The organism is Planktothrix tepida PCC 9214, from assembly GCF_900009145.1.
Lineage (GTDB): Bacteria > Cyanobacteriota > Cyanobacteriia > Cyanobacteriales > Microcoleaceae > Planktothrix > Planktothrix tepida.
This window is the reverse complement of record NZ_LN889782.1, coordinates 1,329,801-1,348,719: the sequence shown is the minus strand read 5'-3', so window position 1 is coordinate 1,348,719 and position 18,919 is coordinate 1,329,801. Positions and strand designations below refer to the sequence as shown.

Here is an 18,919-nt window from a genome sequence, read left to right as displayed (position 1 = left end):
TCCTGATCACTTAATACCACAACGCATTAAACGCGCAATAAAATAAACTGCCATTTTCGCCCCATAAGGAGAACGCCACCATCCAGAGGGATGACAACCTACGGGAGCCGATGAACTAAAATCCAAATCTTCGTAGTCTAATAATTTATTATTGACCATCCATCCCATTTCAGTCCCCATCGCTTGTAACACTTTCATATCAACATCAGAAATATCATCATTTCCCCCCAAACGGGTATAAATTTGTTGTTGGACGCTGAAACCAAAACGATTGTTACTGTAACTCATCCATAATTGATCGAGCAGTTGTAATGCACTACAAGGAAAATTCATCACTTCATCAGGAATAATATTATCCAGACTACTTTTTCCCATAATTTCTAACATAATATTGGTGGTTTCTTCATCAGCTTCTCTCCAATTTTCAGTCGCCAATAAATCCCGCAATTTGCGATATCGATACAAATCCGTTAATAATAATAGTGCTTGGTCTAATTTATGTTCTAAGCGATCAATCCGTTCAGATAAAGAGTTTAAACTCAAGGGTTGAGATTGACTTTCAGAATTAGAAGCAGGTTGAGGGGAAAGAGATTCATTTGACATTGTTTTAGGAAAATAGGGAATTACGAATTACAAATTACGAATTACGAATTACGATTAACGGGACTACTATCTGATGCGGTTGTACTGGAATTTGGTGTAGGGGCGGGGTTTTCCCGTCCATCTTGAGAGTTTCCCAGTCCATCTTGAGAATACCCATTCTCCGCAGGAGGTTGAGGTTGATTTTTATCGGATTTATTGTTATTAGGTTTTTCGGGTTTTTCCCCTTTGAGGAAACGGGATTCTAGGGTTTTAATCGTAATATAGAGGTTGGGTGTAATTAACAAACTTAATAACGTTCCCGCTAATAACCCCCCAAAAATTGCCGTACCTAATGACCAACGGCTACTCGAACCTGCACCCGAAGCCACCACTAACGGCCAGAACCCGATTAAACTAGAAATTGCCGTCATTTGAATCGGTCGGAACCGTTGTTCGGCGGCTTGAATGGCGGCTTGGGTAATACTTAAGCCTTTTTCCCGTAATTGGTTCGCAAACTCCACAATCAGAATCGAGTTTTTAGACGCCAAACCAATCAACATCACCAACGCCACCTGCACATAGACATCATTGGTAATCACCGGCCATAATGTCCCACTCAGCAGAATATTGGATCGGAACCAAACCGCAGCCATAGCACCCAAAACCGCTAAGGGCACAGACAGCATAATAATGGTGGGATCAATATAACTTTCGTATTGGGCCGATAGCACCAGAAACACCATAATAAAGGCTAATCCGAAAATAATCACCGCCGAACCCCCCGATGATTTTTCCTCCAAGGCACTTCCCTGCCAAGAATAACCAAAACCAGGGTCTAAAACTTCGTTGGCTAATTTTTCCATAGCAGCGATAGCTTGACCCGTACTGGCGGTGGGTGCAGGGTTGCCTTGAATGAGCATCGAACGGAAGATATTAAAGTGGTTAATGGTTTCTGGCCCCACAAAGTCCGTCAGTTTCACCAAATTACTCAAGGCAATCATCTCCCCATCTTGGGAACGCACATATAACTGATTAATGTCTTCCGGTCTAGCCCGAAATTCCGCTTCTGCTTGGGCATAGACCCGATATTGACGCTGACCCAAGACAAAATCATTCACATAGGATGATCCTAAAAAGGTTTGAAGTGTGCCAAAAACATCATTAATATTGACATTTAAAGCTTTAGCGCGATCGCGTAACACCTCAACTTTCTTCTGAGCTTTACTGGCGGAAAACTGACTAAAAACCCCTTGAAAAGTTGGATTAGCATTCGCTGCTGCAATTAAACGATTCCCATTTTCAATTAAAGATTGAATCGGTAAACTTCCGGTTTTATCTAATAACTGAAATTCAAATCCCCCCGTATTACTTAAACCTTGTACCGGAGGCGCGTTAACGGCAAAGGCTTGAACTTCTGGAATTGATTGTAAAGATCCATTTAATCGTCTTAAAACGCCATAAACCGACTGTTGTTCCGTCGGTCGGTCTTCCCAAGGTTTCAATAACACAAACGCGATCCCCTGACTTGGGTTTTGTCCTTCAAATCCAAACCCCGGAACTACAAAAGCACTTTCAATTTCAGGAATTGCTAACACACGATCAACAATTTGTTCGGCTGCTTTGGAGGTATAGTTGAGGGATACCCCATCAGGAGTCCGAAACAGAATTAATAAATATCCTTGATCTTCTTCAGGAACAAACCCCGATGGTACTAATTGATAAACTAATACCGTTGCGACTAAACCCCCCACAAATACGCCCATGACCAACGCATTAATCCGGGTTAAAAAGGTAATAAATCGACCGTATTTTTCCTGTACCCAACCAAAACCTTGATTAAATTTATCAAAAAACCATCCTAAAGGCCCCCGTGTTTCTTGTTTGCGGCGCAATAATAACCCAGCCATACTGGGAGAGAAGGAAAGGGCGTTGAAGGTGGAAAAGATCAAGGCAAAAATAATCGTCATCGCGAATTGACGATAAATTGCCCCTGTGGTTCCGGGGAAAAATGATACCGGAATGAAGACAGCCATCAACACGATTGAGGTGGCAATGGTGGCTCCAGTGAGTTCCTGCATGGCATCTAAAGCCGCCTGACGGGGTTTCATTCCCTGTTCAATTTTGATTGAGACTGCTTCCACAATCACGATGGCATCGTCCACCACTAAACCCGTCGCCAAGGTACAAGCAAACAAGGTTAAGGTATTGAGTTCAAACCCAAAAGCTTTTAACCCCGCCATCGCCCCAATTAACGCCACCGGAATGGCGACCGAAGGGATTAAGGTTGCCCGCCAGTCCTGTAAAAAGATGAAAATCACCAACACCACCAAGGTGATCGCCATAAACAAGCTGATCACCACTTCCTCAAGGGACACCTTAATAAACAAAGTGGTATCGTAAGCGACACGGCTTTCAATACCGGGGGGGAAACTTTTACTCATTTCCGCAATGGTGGATTTAATTTGATCTGCGGTTTCTAAGGCGTTACTTCCCGGTAATTGATAAATCCCTAAACCAACAGCAGGTTCTCCGTTAAATGTGGAATTAGAATTATAACTTTCCGCCCCTAATTCCGCCCGACCCACATCCTGAACCGTAACTAAACTGCCATCATCATTGGTTTTGAGTACCATTTGGGCAAATTCTTCAGCCGTGCGAAGGCGACTCACCGCTTGCAACGGAATTTCAAACAGTTGACCGGGGGGAGTGGGTTGTTGACCCAGGGTTCCGGCTCCTACTTGAATATTTTGTTCGCGTAAAGCCCCGACGACATCCTGCGCCGTTAACCCCCTAGCTGCCATTCGAGAGGGATCAAGCCAAAGCCGCATGGCATATTTCCGTTCTCCAAAGATCGTGACTTGACCGACCCCAGGAATTCGACTAATTTGGTCAACAATAAATAGATCAATATAGTTACTAATAAAGGTGGGATCGTAGAGGGGTTTTCCCGTTTCATCTTTTGCCGAATAAAACGCGCTCACTAATAGAATATTGGGCGATGAAGCTTCAACCGTTACCCCTGTTTGTTTCACACCATCTGGTAAATTGGATTCCGCTTGAGCGACTCGGTTTTGAACGTTAACTTGAGCAATATTGCGATCAGCATCATTGGGAAAAAACACGGAAATATTACTCACCCCATTATTTCCCGTGCTGGAGGACATATATTTCATCCCCTCTACCCCGTTAATTTCCCGCTCTATAATCGTGGTTACGGTGGTTTCTGTCGTTTCTGCATCCGCCCCAATATTCACCGCCGTCACACTAATTTGAGTATTAGCTAAGTTTGGCAGTTGGGTAATGGGAAGCAACGGAATTGAAATCGCACCCACCAAAATAATGATGATGCTACACACTGTCGTTAAGACAGGCCGTTTAATAAAGGTGTTAACAAACAGAATCATGGGTAGACGGTTGGCGGTTGACTGTTAATTATTAGCTAAGTCTGTGAAATCCAGTTAAAATTTCAATCCCTGATCATTATTCGGATTTCGGTGTTTCCTGTTTTGAGGATGAAGCCGGAGTCGGTTGCTGTTTTTGATCGGCAATGGGTGTGCCATTTCGCAATTTAACCACACCATCGGTAACAATTTTTTCTCCTGCTTTTAAACCTGATAAAACCTCAAAGCTTTGACCTTGAATACTCCCCAACTTCACCGGCTGTTGTTTCGCAACTAATTGAGTTTTCCCAGCTTCGGTTTTTTCTTGGGCGATAAACACAAAGCTTTGATCTCCAATTCGACTAATGGCTGTTACTGGAACCGTAATTCCTGATTGTTGTTCCCAAATCACCTTAGCTCGAACTATTTGATCTGTTCGTAATTTATTCCCTCGGTTATCATAAATAGCTTTCACTAAAATGGTTTGGCTTCCCGTACCCGCACTCGGAGCAATATAAGACACCTGAGAGGTTCCGATTAATTCTCCGGTTTCTTGACTTAGGATTTCTACTGTTGTTCCGGCTCTGATTTGAGATAACCGTTCAATAGGAATATTAATCTGAACTTCTAATAAATCATTTTGACGAATACTGGTCAATTTGGTTTGGCTATCGACAAAATCTCCCACTTTCACGAACACATCCCCCACAATTCCACTAATGGGGGCTTTGATTTCATAATATTCTAGCTGTACCTGTTGAGCCGTTGCATCGGAGCGGGCTTGATCAATGTCTCGCTGAAGTCTATTGACCTCTGCTTCTTGAGCCATAATCACATTTTGTTGAGTCGCAATTTGTGCGTTGAGGGTTGAGATTTGACGATTGTAATCTTGTTTAGCACCTTCAACCTTAGCAACGGCTGCATCAACTCGTCTTTGTTGACCCTCAATTTGGGTGTTTAGGGTAGAAACTTGCCGTTCTAGGTTTTGTTGCGCGGTTCTAACTCTCGCCTCTAGGGACAATACCTCTCGTTCTTGGGCTGCAAAATCAGCTTGGGTGGCTTGATAGTCCCGTAGGTTTTGATCGTAAATTTCAGCCGACACTACTCCTTGTTCATACAATTGCTGATAGCGATCATAGGATTTTTTCCGTTCTTCCATAATCGCCCGTCTGCGTTCCCGCTCTTTGATTCCCACTTGTACATTTTCTTGGGCTGTTTTCAACTCATCCCCAGCCGAGTTAAATTCCAACTCATATTGTAAGCGCTGTTTTTCTTTCTGTTCTGCAGCGAGGGTTTGTTGAGCGTCTTCTAAATCTGCTGTTTGAGATTGGTAAGTCAGTTCCGCTTGGATGCGTCGCAGTTCGGATCGTTGAGCATCTAAATTCGCTCTTGCACTATTTAACTGAGCCATTCGGGACTCAACGCTGGCTAATTGGCTTTCATAATTCGCTTGTTGTTGTCTTGCATCAATTTGAATTAAAGGGCTATTTTGAGAAACGCGATCGCCCAACCGCACATAAACTTGTTTCACCAAACCATTGACACGGGGTTGAATAATGGCATTCTGAACCCCTTCAACCCTGGCATTATAAATACTACTATTTTTAACGTCACTAGAGCCTACCTGGGCAATATTGACGCTAACGGGTGGGACAGTCGCGGCTTGAGGTTCACTCCCACAGCCCGTCATCAAAATACTACCCAAGATTAGGGAAAAATAGGACTTCCAGAAGGGAGGATGCTGTTGCATAGTTTGGCTAGGGATAGGGAATGAATAACAGAAAATAATTCAATTCGCAATACGTCTTCGGAAATATAGCATAACGGGTCTTCTGGGAATTTTGGACTGACCACAATAATTCTTATAATTGTGTCTCACCCGGATTTCCCGTAGCCTCATCATGAGTTTCATGTTAAACCGAGATGGAGGTTGATTCAGATGTTGTTAAGGGTTGCATCTCGTTCAACGGAATTCTGGTTATTAAATACCAGAGAGGGCCTAATAAAGGAACCAAGCTCACCCCCCAAAAGATAGCCGGATTTTTCATCCCTCGTCTTGCCATATCATCTCCTAATAAAGCCGGAAATAGAAAGCTTAATAAACAAAAGTCAAGGCTCATCACATGAATAAAACGGCTGGTTTGCCATTGTTGAATAAAGTCTCCCCAATTTCCTTGGGTTAATCCATAACCGACTAAAATACTCGCTCCCAAGGTTAATAACACTCCCGTAATTCGAGAATCTAAAACTTTAATTAATCCTGATTTTTTTCCGACAAATTGTGAATTAGGCTGTCGGAATGCTAAGTAAGGTAAAATTGCAAAAGCTCCGACACCAAAGGATAAGGTAGCAAAGGGCCAAGCCGGGAGTTTTTGTCCCCGTCCATCTATAAACAGAACACAACTATAAATCAACGGCCAAATTCCCATAATATTAAATAGAGCAATAATTAAAGGATTAATTCCTGTCCAGTTCCCGGTTGAAAGATTTTGAATTAATGTAAAAGTATCGGGTTGATCTGGGGGAGCAAAAATAAACGCATACAGGATAAAACCTAACCAAATTGATCCAAAAATGATTTTATTTTTCATGGTTAAACTCCCTTCAAGACTTTAAGGTAAAAATCGATCTAATGCTGCTTTTAAAGCTTCAATTTCATCATCAATATTTCCTTCTTGCGCTGCTCTAGCCACACATTCGCTCAAATGTTCATCTAAAATAATTCGAGCCACCCGATCTAAAGCTCCTCGAATGGCGGCAATCTGCACTAACACATCAGGACAAGGACGATTTTCTTGTACCATTGTTTTAACGCCTCGAATATGTCCCTCAAGCCGTGATAGACGATTGACTATCTTTCGCAAAGATTCTTCACTATGAATATGGGGATGGCTAGAATGTTCAGAATGATGATGGTGTTCTAGCAAGTTGTTCAGTTCTTCAACCGTCGGTTCTAAGTCATTCATCTGTTTGTTAATATAAAATTGACAAATATTTAATCATTGTACCTTAATCTTCTACTTCTGTACGAAATATTCCTAACTCAAAAGTTGAAGCAACTCAAAAACCGTTGAAGTGCTTCAGCACTTCGGGACTTTATCTGTATAAAATCAAGCACAGTTAAAAAAATTATATTAATATTTAAAATAGGAAAAATAGAGCAATATTGAAAAGAATATACAGCTTAAAAACTTATAATATACTCAATTCAATCAAGTGATTTCTAAATGATGTATTATTAATTGACTAAAAATAAGAAAGGATGATAATGCTAAAATTATAAGCTGTCACGCACTTAATTTTTTTGCTTACAAGCCTTGCTAGAAGGACTCTAGGCTACAAAATATTCAATTTAGGTGCGGAGCAGCTTATGGCATACAGACAGAGCAATTTTTTGTGTTCTGAATTGGTGCTTATGACTTTGATCATGATAACTTTTAGTAATCACGCTGCACTCACCCTAAAAAACCATGAAACGAAAGCAACTAGGAGTGAGAATAAGGAGTCAGCTAGATTAGTTTATGATTACGATATTACCATCCAGAGAAGAATTTTTGCTTAAACCATGCTATATTTCATTCCCATATCTCGAAGCAAGTTAGTTAAGTTATCTTGGTCAGATTCATCAGATAAAATATCTACTGTCATTTTTAATTTTGAAAAGCTATTTTTATATTTCTCATCAGATACAATTTCTTCTAAACTAAAAACTGATTTCAATGAAAATTCATCCACGAGAAATTTATGATCTCCTACTGGAGAAATCAAGCCACAGTAACGCGACGGTGCAGGAAATTATCTTAGGACTGACCTGGACGTTCTGCCAAGCCGAGGGTATAGGGTTGTGCATGAGTCCGGGTCAACCCAATCGTACCTTATCTTGGTCAGGCACTTTAGTGGGTCAAGCCGTCGCTGATTTAGCTTCCTGGGTGCGTTCCTGGGATAGTTACCAAGCGACTATCGGTATGGCGGTGATCAATTCCGTGATTAATAGCACGTCACCGCTACTACTACAAGCTCAACGCCTATCTTCTCACGGTTCAGCTAATCTAGCTGTATTTGAGCATTTTCTGCCTTTAATTCAGGGAAAACGAGTCGTTGTTATTGGTCGCTACCCCGGACTTTCTCAGTACGAACAACAGGCAGATATTACCGTCTTAGAGCGTCAACCCATTGCTCAAGATTTACCCGACATCGCCTGTGAATACCTCCTCCCAGAAGCAGACTGGGTTTTCCTCACCGCCACTTCCATTGCTAACAAAACCTTTCCCCGCTTGGTGGAGTTATCGCAACAAGCGCAGTTAGTGTTAATGGGGCCTACAACTCCTTGGTTGCCAGAATTAGCGGAGATGGGGATTAATTATCTGGCTGGGGTAGCCATCACCGATACCAACGCATTGCGACAAACCATCGCTGAAGGAGGAGGAACTCGCATTTTTGATGTTGGGGTAGAATATTGTGTCTTAAAAATTGATAACTGATTACCAAGGAGAAGGAACATAATTTTTCAAAAAATGACCCAAACTTACGAACAGAAAAATTATGTCTAGGGAAAGATTTAGTTAGCCAGTTAGATCAAGTACAAATAAAATGTTAAATTCAAAACAATGTATTTTATGAAACTGAATTATTTTACCCAATTGGCTTCAACGGTGGGACGCTGGATGATGACAACTTTATTTTTTATCTCAGCGATCGCCTTTTTTTGGCAAGGGATATTTTTCTCAACGAACCTTGTTGCAATGGCTAATCCAACTTCCAGCTTGATCGCCCTATCAGACGCAGGGAATCAAGTTAAAGAGAAAGTGAGTAAAGATACAGGTCGAGCCAAAAATTTCATTGAAAATACGAAAGATCAGGTGAAACAAACTGCCAATAAAAACGCTGATCGAGTTGATCGAGCAACGGATAATAGTAGTTTCCTTGACCGCAAAGCCAGCAAAGATACCGGACGAATTGAAGAAAGAGCTAATCAAGATGCTGCTCGAACTGAGAAAGCGGTAGACAATACAAAAAATGCCATTGAGCGCACCGTTGATAATATCAAGGATGCTTTTGGTAACTAAAGATGAGATTCTCCAAACGAAAGTTAATGTAAATTGTTTGGCTTAAGCTGTTATTATTTTCCTAGATTGTAGGGTGCGTAAGTACCAACGCGCGCACCTCAACATCTGGGAACTCTCTCTCTACTATTATAAATAACCATATTGTTAAAACAGAATTTTTTGACCCAAGCTCATAGATCCTTGATTTCTGGACAAAAACTGAATCGTATGTTATCCTAATCAGATTAACTTCTCCTTCCTTCATAAGCAGGCAGCAAAAAATCAAATTCATATAAATTTGCCGATTCTTTCTTATTGCAAATAATTCTTGAGAATAACAGCTTCCAAAAAGTCAAGTAATGTAAAAAATAATGTCGATTTTTTTGTCGAATTATTGCAAATGGGGGACAAATTTGCCCAGAATGCCCATTTTCTGGTAACAATACTCAAAGTGGAACAGGCATCTTGCCTGTGTAAGCCCGAATGATCTGGCGATGCCCATAGCCGATCACCTTAAGAGAGAGTAGACAAAAAAGGAACAAATTAAGATATGTTTACTTATGTAAAACCCACCATTAGACACATCAAGCCAGAGAACCTGAACGGGCGGCAACTGATGAAAGTCGTTTATGTGGTGTTAGAAGCACAATATCAAAGTGCCTTATCGGCAGCAGTGGAGTCCATTAACAAAAATAACCCTAATGTTGCGATCGAAATTAGCGGTTATTTGATCGAAGAGTTACGATCTGCGGAAAACTACGAAAGTTTTAAACAAGATTTATCAAAGGCGAATATCTTTATCGCCTCCCTGATTTTTATTGAAGATTTAGCCGATAAACTTGTTGAGGCCGTGACCCCCTATCGGGATACACTGGATGTGGCGGTGGTCTTCCCCTCTATGCCTCAAGTGATGCGCCTCAACAAAATGGGGACATTCTCAATGGCGCAACTGGGACAAAGCAAAAGTGCCATCGCCCAGTTTATGAAAAAACGGAAAGAACAGTCCGGGGGGTCTTTCCAAGACGCGATGTTGAAGTTGCTGCAAACTTTGCCTAAAGTCCTGAAATACCTGCCGATGGACAAAGCCCAGGACGCTCGCAACTTTATGTTATCCTTCCAATATTGGTTAGGGGGTTCTTCCGAAAACCTGGAAAACTTCCTACTGATGTTAGGGGCAAAATATGTGTTTACGGGCAAAGAAAAACTGCAATTTGCTGACCCCGTAACCTATCCCGATATGGGTATTTGGCATCCCCTCGCCCCGAAAATGTTCGAGGATGCGAAAGAATATTTCCAGTGGAATAATAGCCGCGACGATATTCCCGATGACCAAAAAGATCCCCTCGCCCCCTGCGTCGGGTTAGTGCTGCAACGCACCCACCTGGTAACGGGAGATGATGCCCATTATGTGGCAATGGTACAGGAACTCGAAGCGTTAGGGGCACGAGTCTTACCCGTGTTTGCAGGGGGGTTAGACTTTTCTAAACCCATCGAGGAATATTTCTGGGATAACCCCCCGAAAGGTATTCAACCCCAACCTATTGTCGATACTATTGTCTCCTTAACCGGGTTTGCCTTAGTCGGTGGCCCCGCTCGACAAGATCACCCAAAAGCAATAGAATCCTTAAAACGGTTAAACCGTCCCTATATGGTGGCGTTGCCCTTAGTCTTCCAAACCACTGAAGAATGGGAAGAAAGTGATTTAGGGTTACATCCGATCCAAGTGGCGCTGCAAATTGCTATTCCTGAACTCGATGGCGCTATTGAACCCATTATTATATCAGGACGGGATGGGGCAACTGGAAAAGCGATCGCACTGCAAGATAGAATTGAAGCGATCGCCCAAAGAGCTTTAAAATGGGCAAATCTACGGAAAAAACCCAAATTAGACAAAAAAGTTGCTATTACCGTTTTCAGTTTCCCCCCCGATAAAGGCAACGTCGGGACAGCCGCTTATTTGGATGTGTTCGGGTCTATTTATGAAGTGCTCAAAGCCTTAAAAGGCAATGGCTACGACGTTCAAGACGTGCCAGAGTCCGCCGAGAAACTGATGCAGGAAGTCATCCACGACGCCACCGCCCAATATCAAAGCCCAGAACTGAATATTGCCTATCGGATGTCCGTTACCGAATATGAACGGTTAACCCCCTATTATGACCGACTCAATGAAAATTGGGGGCCACCACCGGGAACCTTAAATACCGACGGCGAGAATTTATTAATTTTCGGGAAACAGTTCGGGAATGTGTTTATCGGCGTTCAACCTACCTTCGGCTATGAAGGCGACCCGATGCGGTTATTGTTCTCCCGGTCAGCCAGTCCCCATCACGGCTTTGCGGCCTACTATACCTATTTAGAACAAGTTTGGCAAGCCGACGCGGTGTTACACTTCGGCACGCACGGCTCCTTAGAATTCATGCCGGGTAAACAAATGGGGATGTCGGGAGAGTGCTACCCTGATAATTTAATTGGCAGTATTCCTAACCTGTATTACTACGCCGCCAATAACCCCAGCGAAGCCACCATCGCCAAACGTCGCAGTTATGCCGCGACCATTTCTTATTTAACTCCGGCAGCAGAAAACGCAGGGTTATATAAAGGACTGCAAGAACTCAACGAGTTAATTGCCTCTTATCAAACCCTAAAAGATAGCGGTCGGGGCGTGGCAATTGTTAACAGTATTATGGATAAGTGTCGCTTGGTGAATTTAGACCAAGATGTCACTTTACCCGAAAAAGACGCTTCTGAATTAACCGCAGAAGAACGAGATAATATAGTCGGACAAGTGTATCGGCGGTTAATGGAAATTGAGTCGCGGTTGTTACCCTGTGGGTTGCACGTCATTGGGAAACCCCCCACAGCCGAAGAAGCAATTTCAACCCTGGTGAATATCGCCAGTATTGATCGAGAAGAAGAAGGTCTTCTCAGTTTACCCCGAATTATTGCCAATAGCCTCAACCGCGATATTGAGGAACTCTACCGCAATAATAATTTAGGGGTATTAGCGGATGTGGAGTTATTACAAAAAATCACGGAAGCCACCCGCGCCGCTGTTACCGCCTTAGTCCACGAACAAACCGATGCAGAAGGACGGGTTTCCTTAGTCTCCAAACTCAACTTCTTCAATATGGGTAAAAAAGAACCCTGGGTTGAGTCCCTGTATCAGTCCGGTTTTACCAAAGTTGACCCCGAACCCATTAAACCGTTATTTGAGTATTTGGAATTCTGCTTACAACAGGTTTGCGCCGATAACGAGTTAGGTTCGTTGCTGCGCGCGTTAGAAGGGGAATACATCTTACCGGGGCCAGGAGGCGACCCCATCCGTAACCCCGATGTGTTACCGACGGGCAAAAATATGCACGCCCTCGATCCCCAGTCTATCCCCACCGCAGCAGCCGTCAAGTCCGCCCAAATCGTCGTAGAACGGCTGTTAGAACGGCAAAAGGTCGAAAATGGTGGAAATTACCCAGAAACCATCTCCGTCGTCCTCTGGGGAACCGATAACATCAAAACTTATGGGGAGTCCCTCGCCCAAGTGATGTGGATGGTGGGGGTTAAACCCGTACCCGATGCGTTAGGACGGGTGAATAAGTTGGAGTTACTGTCTTTAGAAGAGTTGGGACGTCCGCGTGTTGATGTGGTGATTAACTGTTCTGGGGTGTTCCGCGACTTATTTATTAACCAAATGGCGCTGTTAGATAAAGCCGTGAAAATGGCAGCAGAAGCAGATGAACCCTTAGAAATGAATTTTGTTCGCAAACACGCTTTAGAACAAGCGAAAGAATTAGGGGTTTCTGTCCGACAAGCGGCAACTCGGGTGTTTACAAATGCGTCGGGTTCCTATTCGTCTAACGTTAATTTAGCCGTTGAAAATAGCAGTTGGGAACAGGAATCTGAGTTACAGGAAATGTATTTGAAGCGCAAATCTTTTGCCTTTAATTCTGATAATCCAGGGACAATGGAACAAGATCGAAATATCTTCGAGTCGGCGTTAAAAACCGCAGATGTAACCTTCCAAAACTTAGATTCTTCAGAAATTAGTTTAACGGATGTTTCCCATTATTTCGATTCTGACCCAACCAAATTAATTTCCAGTTTACGCAAAGATGGCAAAAAACCTGCCTCTTATATTGCGGATACAACAACAGCAAATGCTCAAGTTCGGACGTTATCGGAAACGGTGCGTTTGGATGCACGGACTAAACTTCTAAACCCGAAATGGTATGAAGGAATGTTATCTCATGGGTATGAAGGGGTGCGGGAACTTTCTAAGCGCCTTGTTAATACAATGGGATGGAGTGCAACGGCGGGTGCGGTGGATAATTGGGTGTATGAGGATGTAAATACAACGTTTATTGAAGATGCAGAAATGCAGAAACGTTTGATGAACTTAAACCCTCATTCTTTCCGCAAGATTATTAGCACGTTGTTAGAAGTGAATGGTCGTGGCTATTGGGAAACCAGCGAAGAGAATTTAGATCGTCTGCGCGAGTTATACCAAGAAGTTGAAGACCGTATTGAAGGGATTGAATAAAATCCTTTAAACAATCCATAACCCCCTGTAGAGACGCGCCATGGCGCGTCTCTACGAGATCTAGGGAACACTACCGTGATCTGATATAAATATTAATTTAAGAGAGAGACGTGCCATGCCGCGTCTCTACGAGATCTAGGGAACACCACCGTGATCTGATATAAATATTAATTTAAGAGAGAGACGCGCCGTGGCTCGTCTCTACTAGGTTTAGGAAATATAGCCGTGATGTAGGGTAAGAATAAATGTAGGATGGACAACGATGACATTATATAAAAATAAATATCGGATTGAATCTACACGATTACCTCATCATAATTATGCTGCCAATGGCTGGTATTTTGTTACCATTTGCACAAAGGATAAACTGTGGTTTTTTGGTGATATCGTTTCCGGTAATATTCAATTTTCTGCTATTGGTGAAATTGCCAATAAATTTTGGTCAGACATTCCGAATCATTTTCAGGATATTTACCTAGATGCTTATATTATTATGCCTAATCATGTACATGGGATTCTTGTGATTGAGCGATCGCAGAACGAAGAACACGGAGAGACGCGCCATGGCACGTCTCTACAAGGGACGGATGAATCTAACAAATTTGCACCCTTAAAACCAGGTTCCTTACAAGCTATTATTAATGCTTATAAATCTTCTGTAACCCGTTGGTGTCGTAAAAATGGTTACGATAATTTTGCATGGCAACCTCGATTTTATGATCATATCATTCGAGATGAACAATCATTAGCTAAGATTCAGGAATATATTGTTAATAATCCTGCCAAATGGAATGAAGATCAAGATAATCCTGCTAATTTGTGGATGTGATAAAATATAAATAGATACTTTTGCTAGAGTTTACAAAATTTGGATTAACGAATACTGCTATAATAATAGCAGTATGCGATCGCTACTTAGTATTAACCGACGACTATAGAGGGTTTAACTTATGTTCGATCTGAATAAAATATTCGGAGCCGCCGATCTGGTATCAGATTTGGTCGGAGCCAAGGAACGCCAAGTCCGAAAAATTAAGTTTTTTCGCTACAAAGAAAGTAATCTCGGCATCGCGTTTTTTGACAGTCAAACCATTCACGGTGAATATTGGATTGAAAATATCCCAGTTCCTGCTGAATACGAACCGATTTTTGAGGCGAGTGGGTTGGAGATTGGAACTAAATATGATGTCGTTTTGCTAGGGTTGCAGCCGTTTTCTGCGGACAAAAAAGTGTTGAGAACTCCCGCCATTCAGAAACGTCTGTTATCGGTTATTTTTGAGGCTTTAAAACCCCACCAACCCCTCCAATGAACCGGATTTCTGGCTTAAGTTTTGCTATTTTCTGGTTCTCAGGCTCCCGCCTGGGAATACTATACTGAGGCTCTGCCTCTATTAACTCTTCTAAAAGATCGTTAACTCGCTTTTCTTGTTCCCAGGCTCCCGCCTGGGAATACCCTATTGAGGCTCTGCCTCTATTATTATATGGGTGGCAGAGCCACAGGAGAAGCATTTCTAGGTAGAACCTAGAAACAAGGAATCCCTATTCCCCTGGATAGAAACGTGGTATATCATATCTTTACTGAGGGGATATAATTTTTAATTAGGATATCATTTCAACCCATTGAAGGAAAAAATATGGAATCATCAGTTAAAAATTTACCTAAAATTGATGTTCGTGCTGCGGTTGGTTTAGCACAAAAATACTTTAATAATTTACAGGATATGATAGATTCTTCTATCCAAAGTTTAAGATTAGAAGAAGTTGAATTATCTGAGGATAAACAATTTTGGTTAATTACATTAGGGTTTGATTGTGTAAATTCTAATAATCCACTGCAAGAAGTTCCTCAATATGACAGAGAATATAAAATATTTAAAATTAATGCTGAAACCGGAGAAGTAGAATCCATGAAAATTCGAGAGTTTTGATAGATGAACTATTTAAAAAATATAAGCAAAAAAGGATTTTAATCGCTACTAATATTTTATTATTGTGCCTGAGTTCGAGAATAAATTGGCTCTCCTGTCACTAATAGTTTTTCTTCAGAAACTCGAAGTCCTTTAAAATTTTTCGGTAACTCAAAAGCTAAAATATATTGATATAATTTTTCCTGAAGTAATACTTCTATTTCTAAGCGGATTGGCACATCAGAGCGACCACGAGCAAAACCCTTGGGTTTAACTAAATCACGAACTCTATTCTTTCCTCGACCAATAGATTGAAAGATTTGTAATACATCAGAAATGGTTGATTTACCTACTCCATTTTTACCAATTAATAAAGCCGATGGCAGATCCTTTAAGCTCAGTTCAAAATTTTCTAAGCATCTAAAGTTATGGATATATAGCCTTTGGATCATTTTAAAATTACTCCACCGGATTTACGAAAGTTTTTATGCTATAGACGTGATCGCCCTTTCTCCATCATCCTACATTGATTAACAGATTGCACCCAAATATAGTTAAAATGGGGGCAGTATAGTGATCATTATTTCTTACCCTTTATTGATAAGCAGCAACGATGCAACCAACCGATCCAAGTAAATTTACAGATAAAGCCTGGGAAGCCGTTGTCAAGTCCCAGGATGTAGCGCGTCGTTTTCAAAATCAGAATTTAGAAGTCGAACACCTGATCACCGCCCTGCTTGAACAAAATGGACTCGCCACCAGTCTCCTGAGTCGGGCGGGAGTGGATACGGATATTTTAGGCCAACAGTTAGATGCCTTTACCAAACGTCAACCCAAAGTCGGACGTATTGAACATTTATATTTAGGACAAAGCCTCGATATCCTCTTAGATAAGGCGGAAGAAGCTCGTCAGGTGCTACAAGATAGTTTTATCTCCGTAGAACATTTAATCCTCGCCTTCTCCGAAGATGATCGCATTGGCCGTAAACTCTTAGCCGGAGAACAACCGACTACCCAACGCCCCGGACGTCCAGGGTATGACCGCCCCAGTCGTCCCCCTTCTATCCGTCCGAAACTGGAAGAAGCCATTAAAGCCATTCGGGGAAGTTCTAAAGTTGAAACCCAAAGCCCAGAAACCAGTTATGAAGCGTTAAAAAAATATGGTAAAGATTTAACGGAACTCGCCAAAGCCGGAAAACTTGATCCGGTTATTGGGCGAGATGAAGAAGTGCGTCGGGTGGTCAGTTGTTTATCTCGCAGAACGAAAAATAATCCGGTTTTAATTGGTGAACCAGGAGTGGGAAAAACCGCAATTGCAGAAGGTTTAGCTCAACGAATTGTGAATGGAGATGTGCCAGAATCGTTAAAAAATCGTCAGTTAATTTCCTTGGATATGGGAAGTTTAATTGCGGGAGCAAAATATCGAGGAGAATTTGAAGAAAGATTGCGATCGGTATTACGAGAAGTTACCCATTCCGAAGGACAAATTGTATTATTTATTGATGAATTACATACCGTTGTGGGTGCAGGTTCGGGAAGTGGTTCATCGGGAATGGATGCCAGTAATTTACTCAAACCGATGTTAGCACGGGGAGAATTGCGTTGTATTGGCGCTTCAACCGTTGATGAATATCGCAAACATATTGAAAAAGATCCAGCTTTAGAACGACGGTTTCAACAAGTTTATGTTGATCAACCTTCTCCTGAAGATACGATATCGATTTTAAGGGGATTAAAAGACCGTTATGAACGCCATCATGGAGTCAAAATTACCGATAGTGCGTTAGTGGCGGCGGCAATGTTATCGAGTCGATATATTAGCGATCGCTTTTTACCGGATAAAGCCATTGATGTTGTTGATGAAGCCGCAGCCCAATTAAAGATGGAAATTACCTCAAAACCTGTTGAATTAGAACAAATTGATCGGCGGGTGATGCAGTTAGAAATGGAAAAATTATCCATTGAAGGAGAAAATTTAAGTAATGGAGAAAGCAAGCGGAGAAATGATGGAGGAGTTGCTATTCGTTTAGACCGAATTAAAGAAGAAATTGAAACCTTAAAAACTAAACAAGAAAAACTGGCTTCCCAATGGCAAGGGGAAAAACAACTGTTAGATAGTATTAATAAACTGAAGGAAGAAGAAGAACAATTACGAGTTCAAATCGAACAAGCCGAACGAGCTTATGATCTCAACAAAGCCGCCCAATTAAAATATGGTCAATTAGAAATTTCACATCAAGAACGGGAAGCGAAAGAAGCGGAATTAGTCAAGTTACAATCTCAGGGATCTTCCATGTTGCGGGAGGAGGTCACAGAAGCCGATATCGCCGCGATTATTGCGAAATGGACGGGGATACCAGTTAACCGTTTATTGGAGTCAGAACGGCAAAAATTACTGCGCTTAGAGAGTCATTTACATCAACGGGTGATCGGACAACAGGAAGCGGTTTCAGCCGTTGCAGCCGCCATTCGACGGGCACGGGCGGGAATGAAAGATCCGGGGCGTCCCATTGGGTCTTTCCTGTTTATGGGGCCAACGGGGGTGGGAAAAACCGAGTTAGCTAAAGCGTTAGCGGAGTTTTTATTTGATAGTGAAGAGTCTATTGTTCGGATTGATATGTCCGAATACATGGAAAAACACGCCGTTTCCCGGTTAGTCGGGGCACCTCCGGGGTATGTGGGATATGACGAAGGCGGTCAACTGTCGGAAGCGGTGCGACGTCATCCCTATTCGGTGATTTTATTTGATGAAGTGGAAAAAGCCCATCCTGATGTGTTTAATATTTTATTACAGGTATTAGATGATGGCAGAATTACCGACTCCCAAGGAAGAACTATTGATTTTAGAAATACCGTAATTGTGATGACCAGTAATATCGGGGGTGAACATATTTTAGATGTGGCGGGAGATGAATCTCGTTATGAGGAAATGGTAAAGCGGGTAATGGGAGCATTGCGATCGCATTTTCGCCCCGAATTTTTAAATCGGGTGGATGATACAATTCTATTCCATTCGTTAAGTAAAGGGGAATTACGTCATATTGTTGCGATTCAAGTTAAGCGGATTCAACGGTTATTATCAGATCAAAAAATATCCATTGAATTATCGCCTGCGACCTTAAATTATTTAGCAGATATTGGTTATGACCCAGTGTATGGAGCTAGACCGTTAAAACGAGCCATTCAACGGGAATTAGAGAATCATATTGCTAATTTATTACTAGAGCAAGAATTCATCACAGGAGATACAATTTATGTGGATTGCGACCATGAAAAATTAGTTTTTAATCATCAACCTTTAACTCCTAAAAAGAAAGAAGAACCGTTAGTAATGAATGTTCAACCCATGCGGAAAAAAACACAATCTGATCCGTTAGAAATGGATGTTCAACCTGTGATTTTAAACACCTCTAAAAGTCCAGAGGGGGATGATATTATTACGGTTGAACCTGTGAAGGATGAGTAGTTTGA

General features: G+C 41.9%; 14 protein-coding genes. 7 read left to right on the top strand and 7 right to left on the bottom strand.

Going from position 1 to position 18,919, the window contains the following annotated elements; translation table 11 throughout:
• Positions 1 to 6: 6 nt before the first annotated feature.
• The 6 genes from PL9214_RS08900 to PL9214_RS31165 all read right to left on the bottom strand — a co-directional run bounded on the left by PL9214_RS08900 (position 7) and on the right by PL9214_RS31165 (position 7,697).
• A complete protein-coding gene (locus PL9214_RS08900; protein WP_072718389.1) occupies positions 7 to 603 on the bottom strand; it encodes a GUN4 domain-containing protein in 597 nt (198 codons plus the stop codon).
• 41 nt (positions 604 to 644) lie between these two features.
• Positions 645 to 3,986 (bottom strand): efflux RND transporter permease subunit, encoded by a 3,342-nt coding sequence (locus PL9214_RS08895; RefSeq protein ID WP_083579931.1) that lies wholly within the window; start codon positions 3,984 to 3,986, stop codon positions 645 to 647.
• Positions 3,987 to 4,062: 76 nt separating this feature from the next.
• On the bottom strand, positions 4,063 to 5,712 hold the full coding sequence (locus tag PL9214_RS08890) for an efflux RND transporter periplasmic adaptor subunit (RefSeq protein WP_072718388.1): 1,650 nt from the start codon (positions 5,710 to 5,712) through the stop codon (positions 4,063 to 4,065).
• 163 nt (positions 5,713 to 5,875) lie between these two features.
• Positions 5,876 to 6,553, bottom strand: a complete 678-nt coding sequence (locus tag PL9214_RS08885) for a DUF2834 domain-containing protein (RefSeq protein WP_072718387.1) — start codon at positions 6,551 to 6,553, stop codon at positions 5,876 to 5,878.
• Positions 6,554 to 6,574: 21 nt separating this feature from the next.
• Positions 6,575 to 6,928 (bottom strand): metal-sensing transcriptional repressor, encoded by a 354-nt coding sequence (locus PL9214_RS08880; protein ID WP_072718386.1) that lies wholly within the window; start codon positions 6,926 to 6,928, stop codon positions 6,575 to 6,577.
• Positions 6,929 to 7,520: 592 nt separating this feature from the next.
• Positions 7,521 to 7,697, bottom strand: a complete 177-nt coding sequence (locus PL9214_RS31165; RefSeq protein ID WP_186440314.1) for a hypothetical protein — start codon at positions 7,695 to 7,697, stop codon at positions 7,521 to 7,523.
• Between PL9214_RS31165 and PL9214_RS08870 the strand changes: the two genes are divergently transcribed.
• The 6 genes from PL9214_RS08870 to PL9214_RS08845 all read left to right on the top strand — a co-directional run bounded on the left by PL9214_RS08870 (position 7,682) and on the right by PL9214_RS08845 (position 15,469).
• Positions 7,682 to 8,443 carry a DUF364 domain-containing protein gene (locus PL9214_RS08870; protein WP_072718384.1) on the top strand — a complete coding sequence of 254 codons (762 nt, stop codon included), beginning with the start codon at positions 7,682 to 7,684 and terminating at the stop codon, positions 8,441 to 8,443. The genes PL9214_RS31165 and PL9214_RS08870 overlap by 16 nt on opposite strands.
• 126 nt (positions 8,444 to 8,569) lie before the next feature.
• Complete coding sequence (locus tag PL9214_RS08865) at positions 8,570 to 9,028, top strand: apolipoprotein A1/A4/E family protein (protein WP_245824200.1); 459 nt, start codon at positions 8,570 to 8,572, stop codon at positions 9,026 to 9,028.
• Between the two features lie 529 nt (positions 9,029 to 9,557).
• Entirely contained in the window at positions 9,558 to 13,541 is a 3,984-nt protein-coding gene (locus PL9214_RS08860) for a magnesium chelatase subunit H (protein WP_072718383.1), read from the top strand.
• Positions 13,542 to 13,803: 262 nt separating this feature from the next.
• Complete coding sequence (locus PL9214_RS08855; protein WP_072718382.1) at positions 13,804 to 14,370, top strand: transposase; 567 nt, start codon at positions 13,804 to 13,806, stop codon at positions 14,368 to 14,370.
• Positions 14,371 to 14,491: 121 nt separating this feature from the next.
• Positions 14,492 to 14,851 (top strand): hypothetical protein, encoded by a 360-nt coding sequence (locus tag PL9214_RS08850; RefSeq protein ID WP_072718381.1) that lies wholly within the window; start codon positions 14,492 to 14,494, stop codon positions 14,849 to 14,851.
• Between the two features lie 324 nt (positions 14,852 to 15,175).
• Positions 15,176 to 15,469, top strand: coding sequence for a hypothetical protein (locus PL9214_RS08845; RefSeq protein ID WP_072718380.1), 294 nt, complete (start codon positions 15,176 to 15,178; stop codon positions 15,467 to 15,469).
• A gap of 59 nt (positions 15,470 to 15,528) precedes the next feature.
• Here PL9214_RS08845 and PL9214_RS08840 read toward each other — a convergent pair whose 3' ends face one another.
• Entirely contained in the window at positions 15,529 to 15,900 is a 372-nt protein-coding gene (locus tag PL9214_RS08840) for an AAA family ATPase (RefSeq protein WP_083579930.1), read from the bottom strand.
• Positions 15,901 to 16,061: 161 nt separating this feature from the next.
• On the opposite strand from PL9214_RS08840, the gene clpB reads away from it, so the two are divergent.
• Positions 16,062 to 18,914, top strand: a complete 2,853-nt coding sequence (gene clpB, locus PL9214_RS08835; RefSeq protein WP_083579929.1) for an ATP-dependent chaperone ClpB — start codon at positions 16,062 to 16,064, stop codon at positions 18,912 to 18,914.
• Positions 18,915 to 18,919 lie beyond the last annotated feature (5 nt).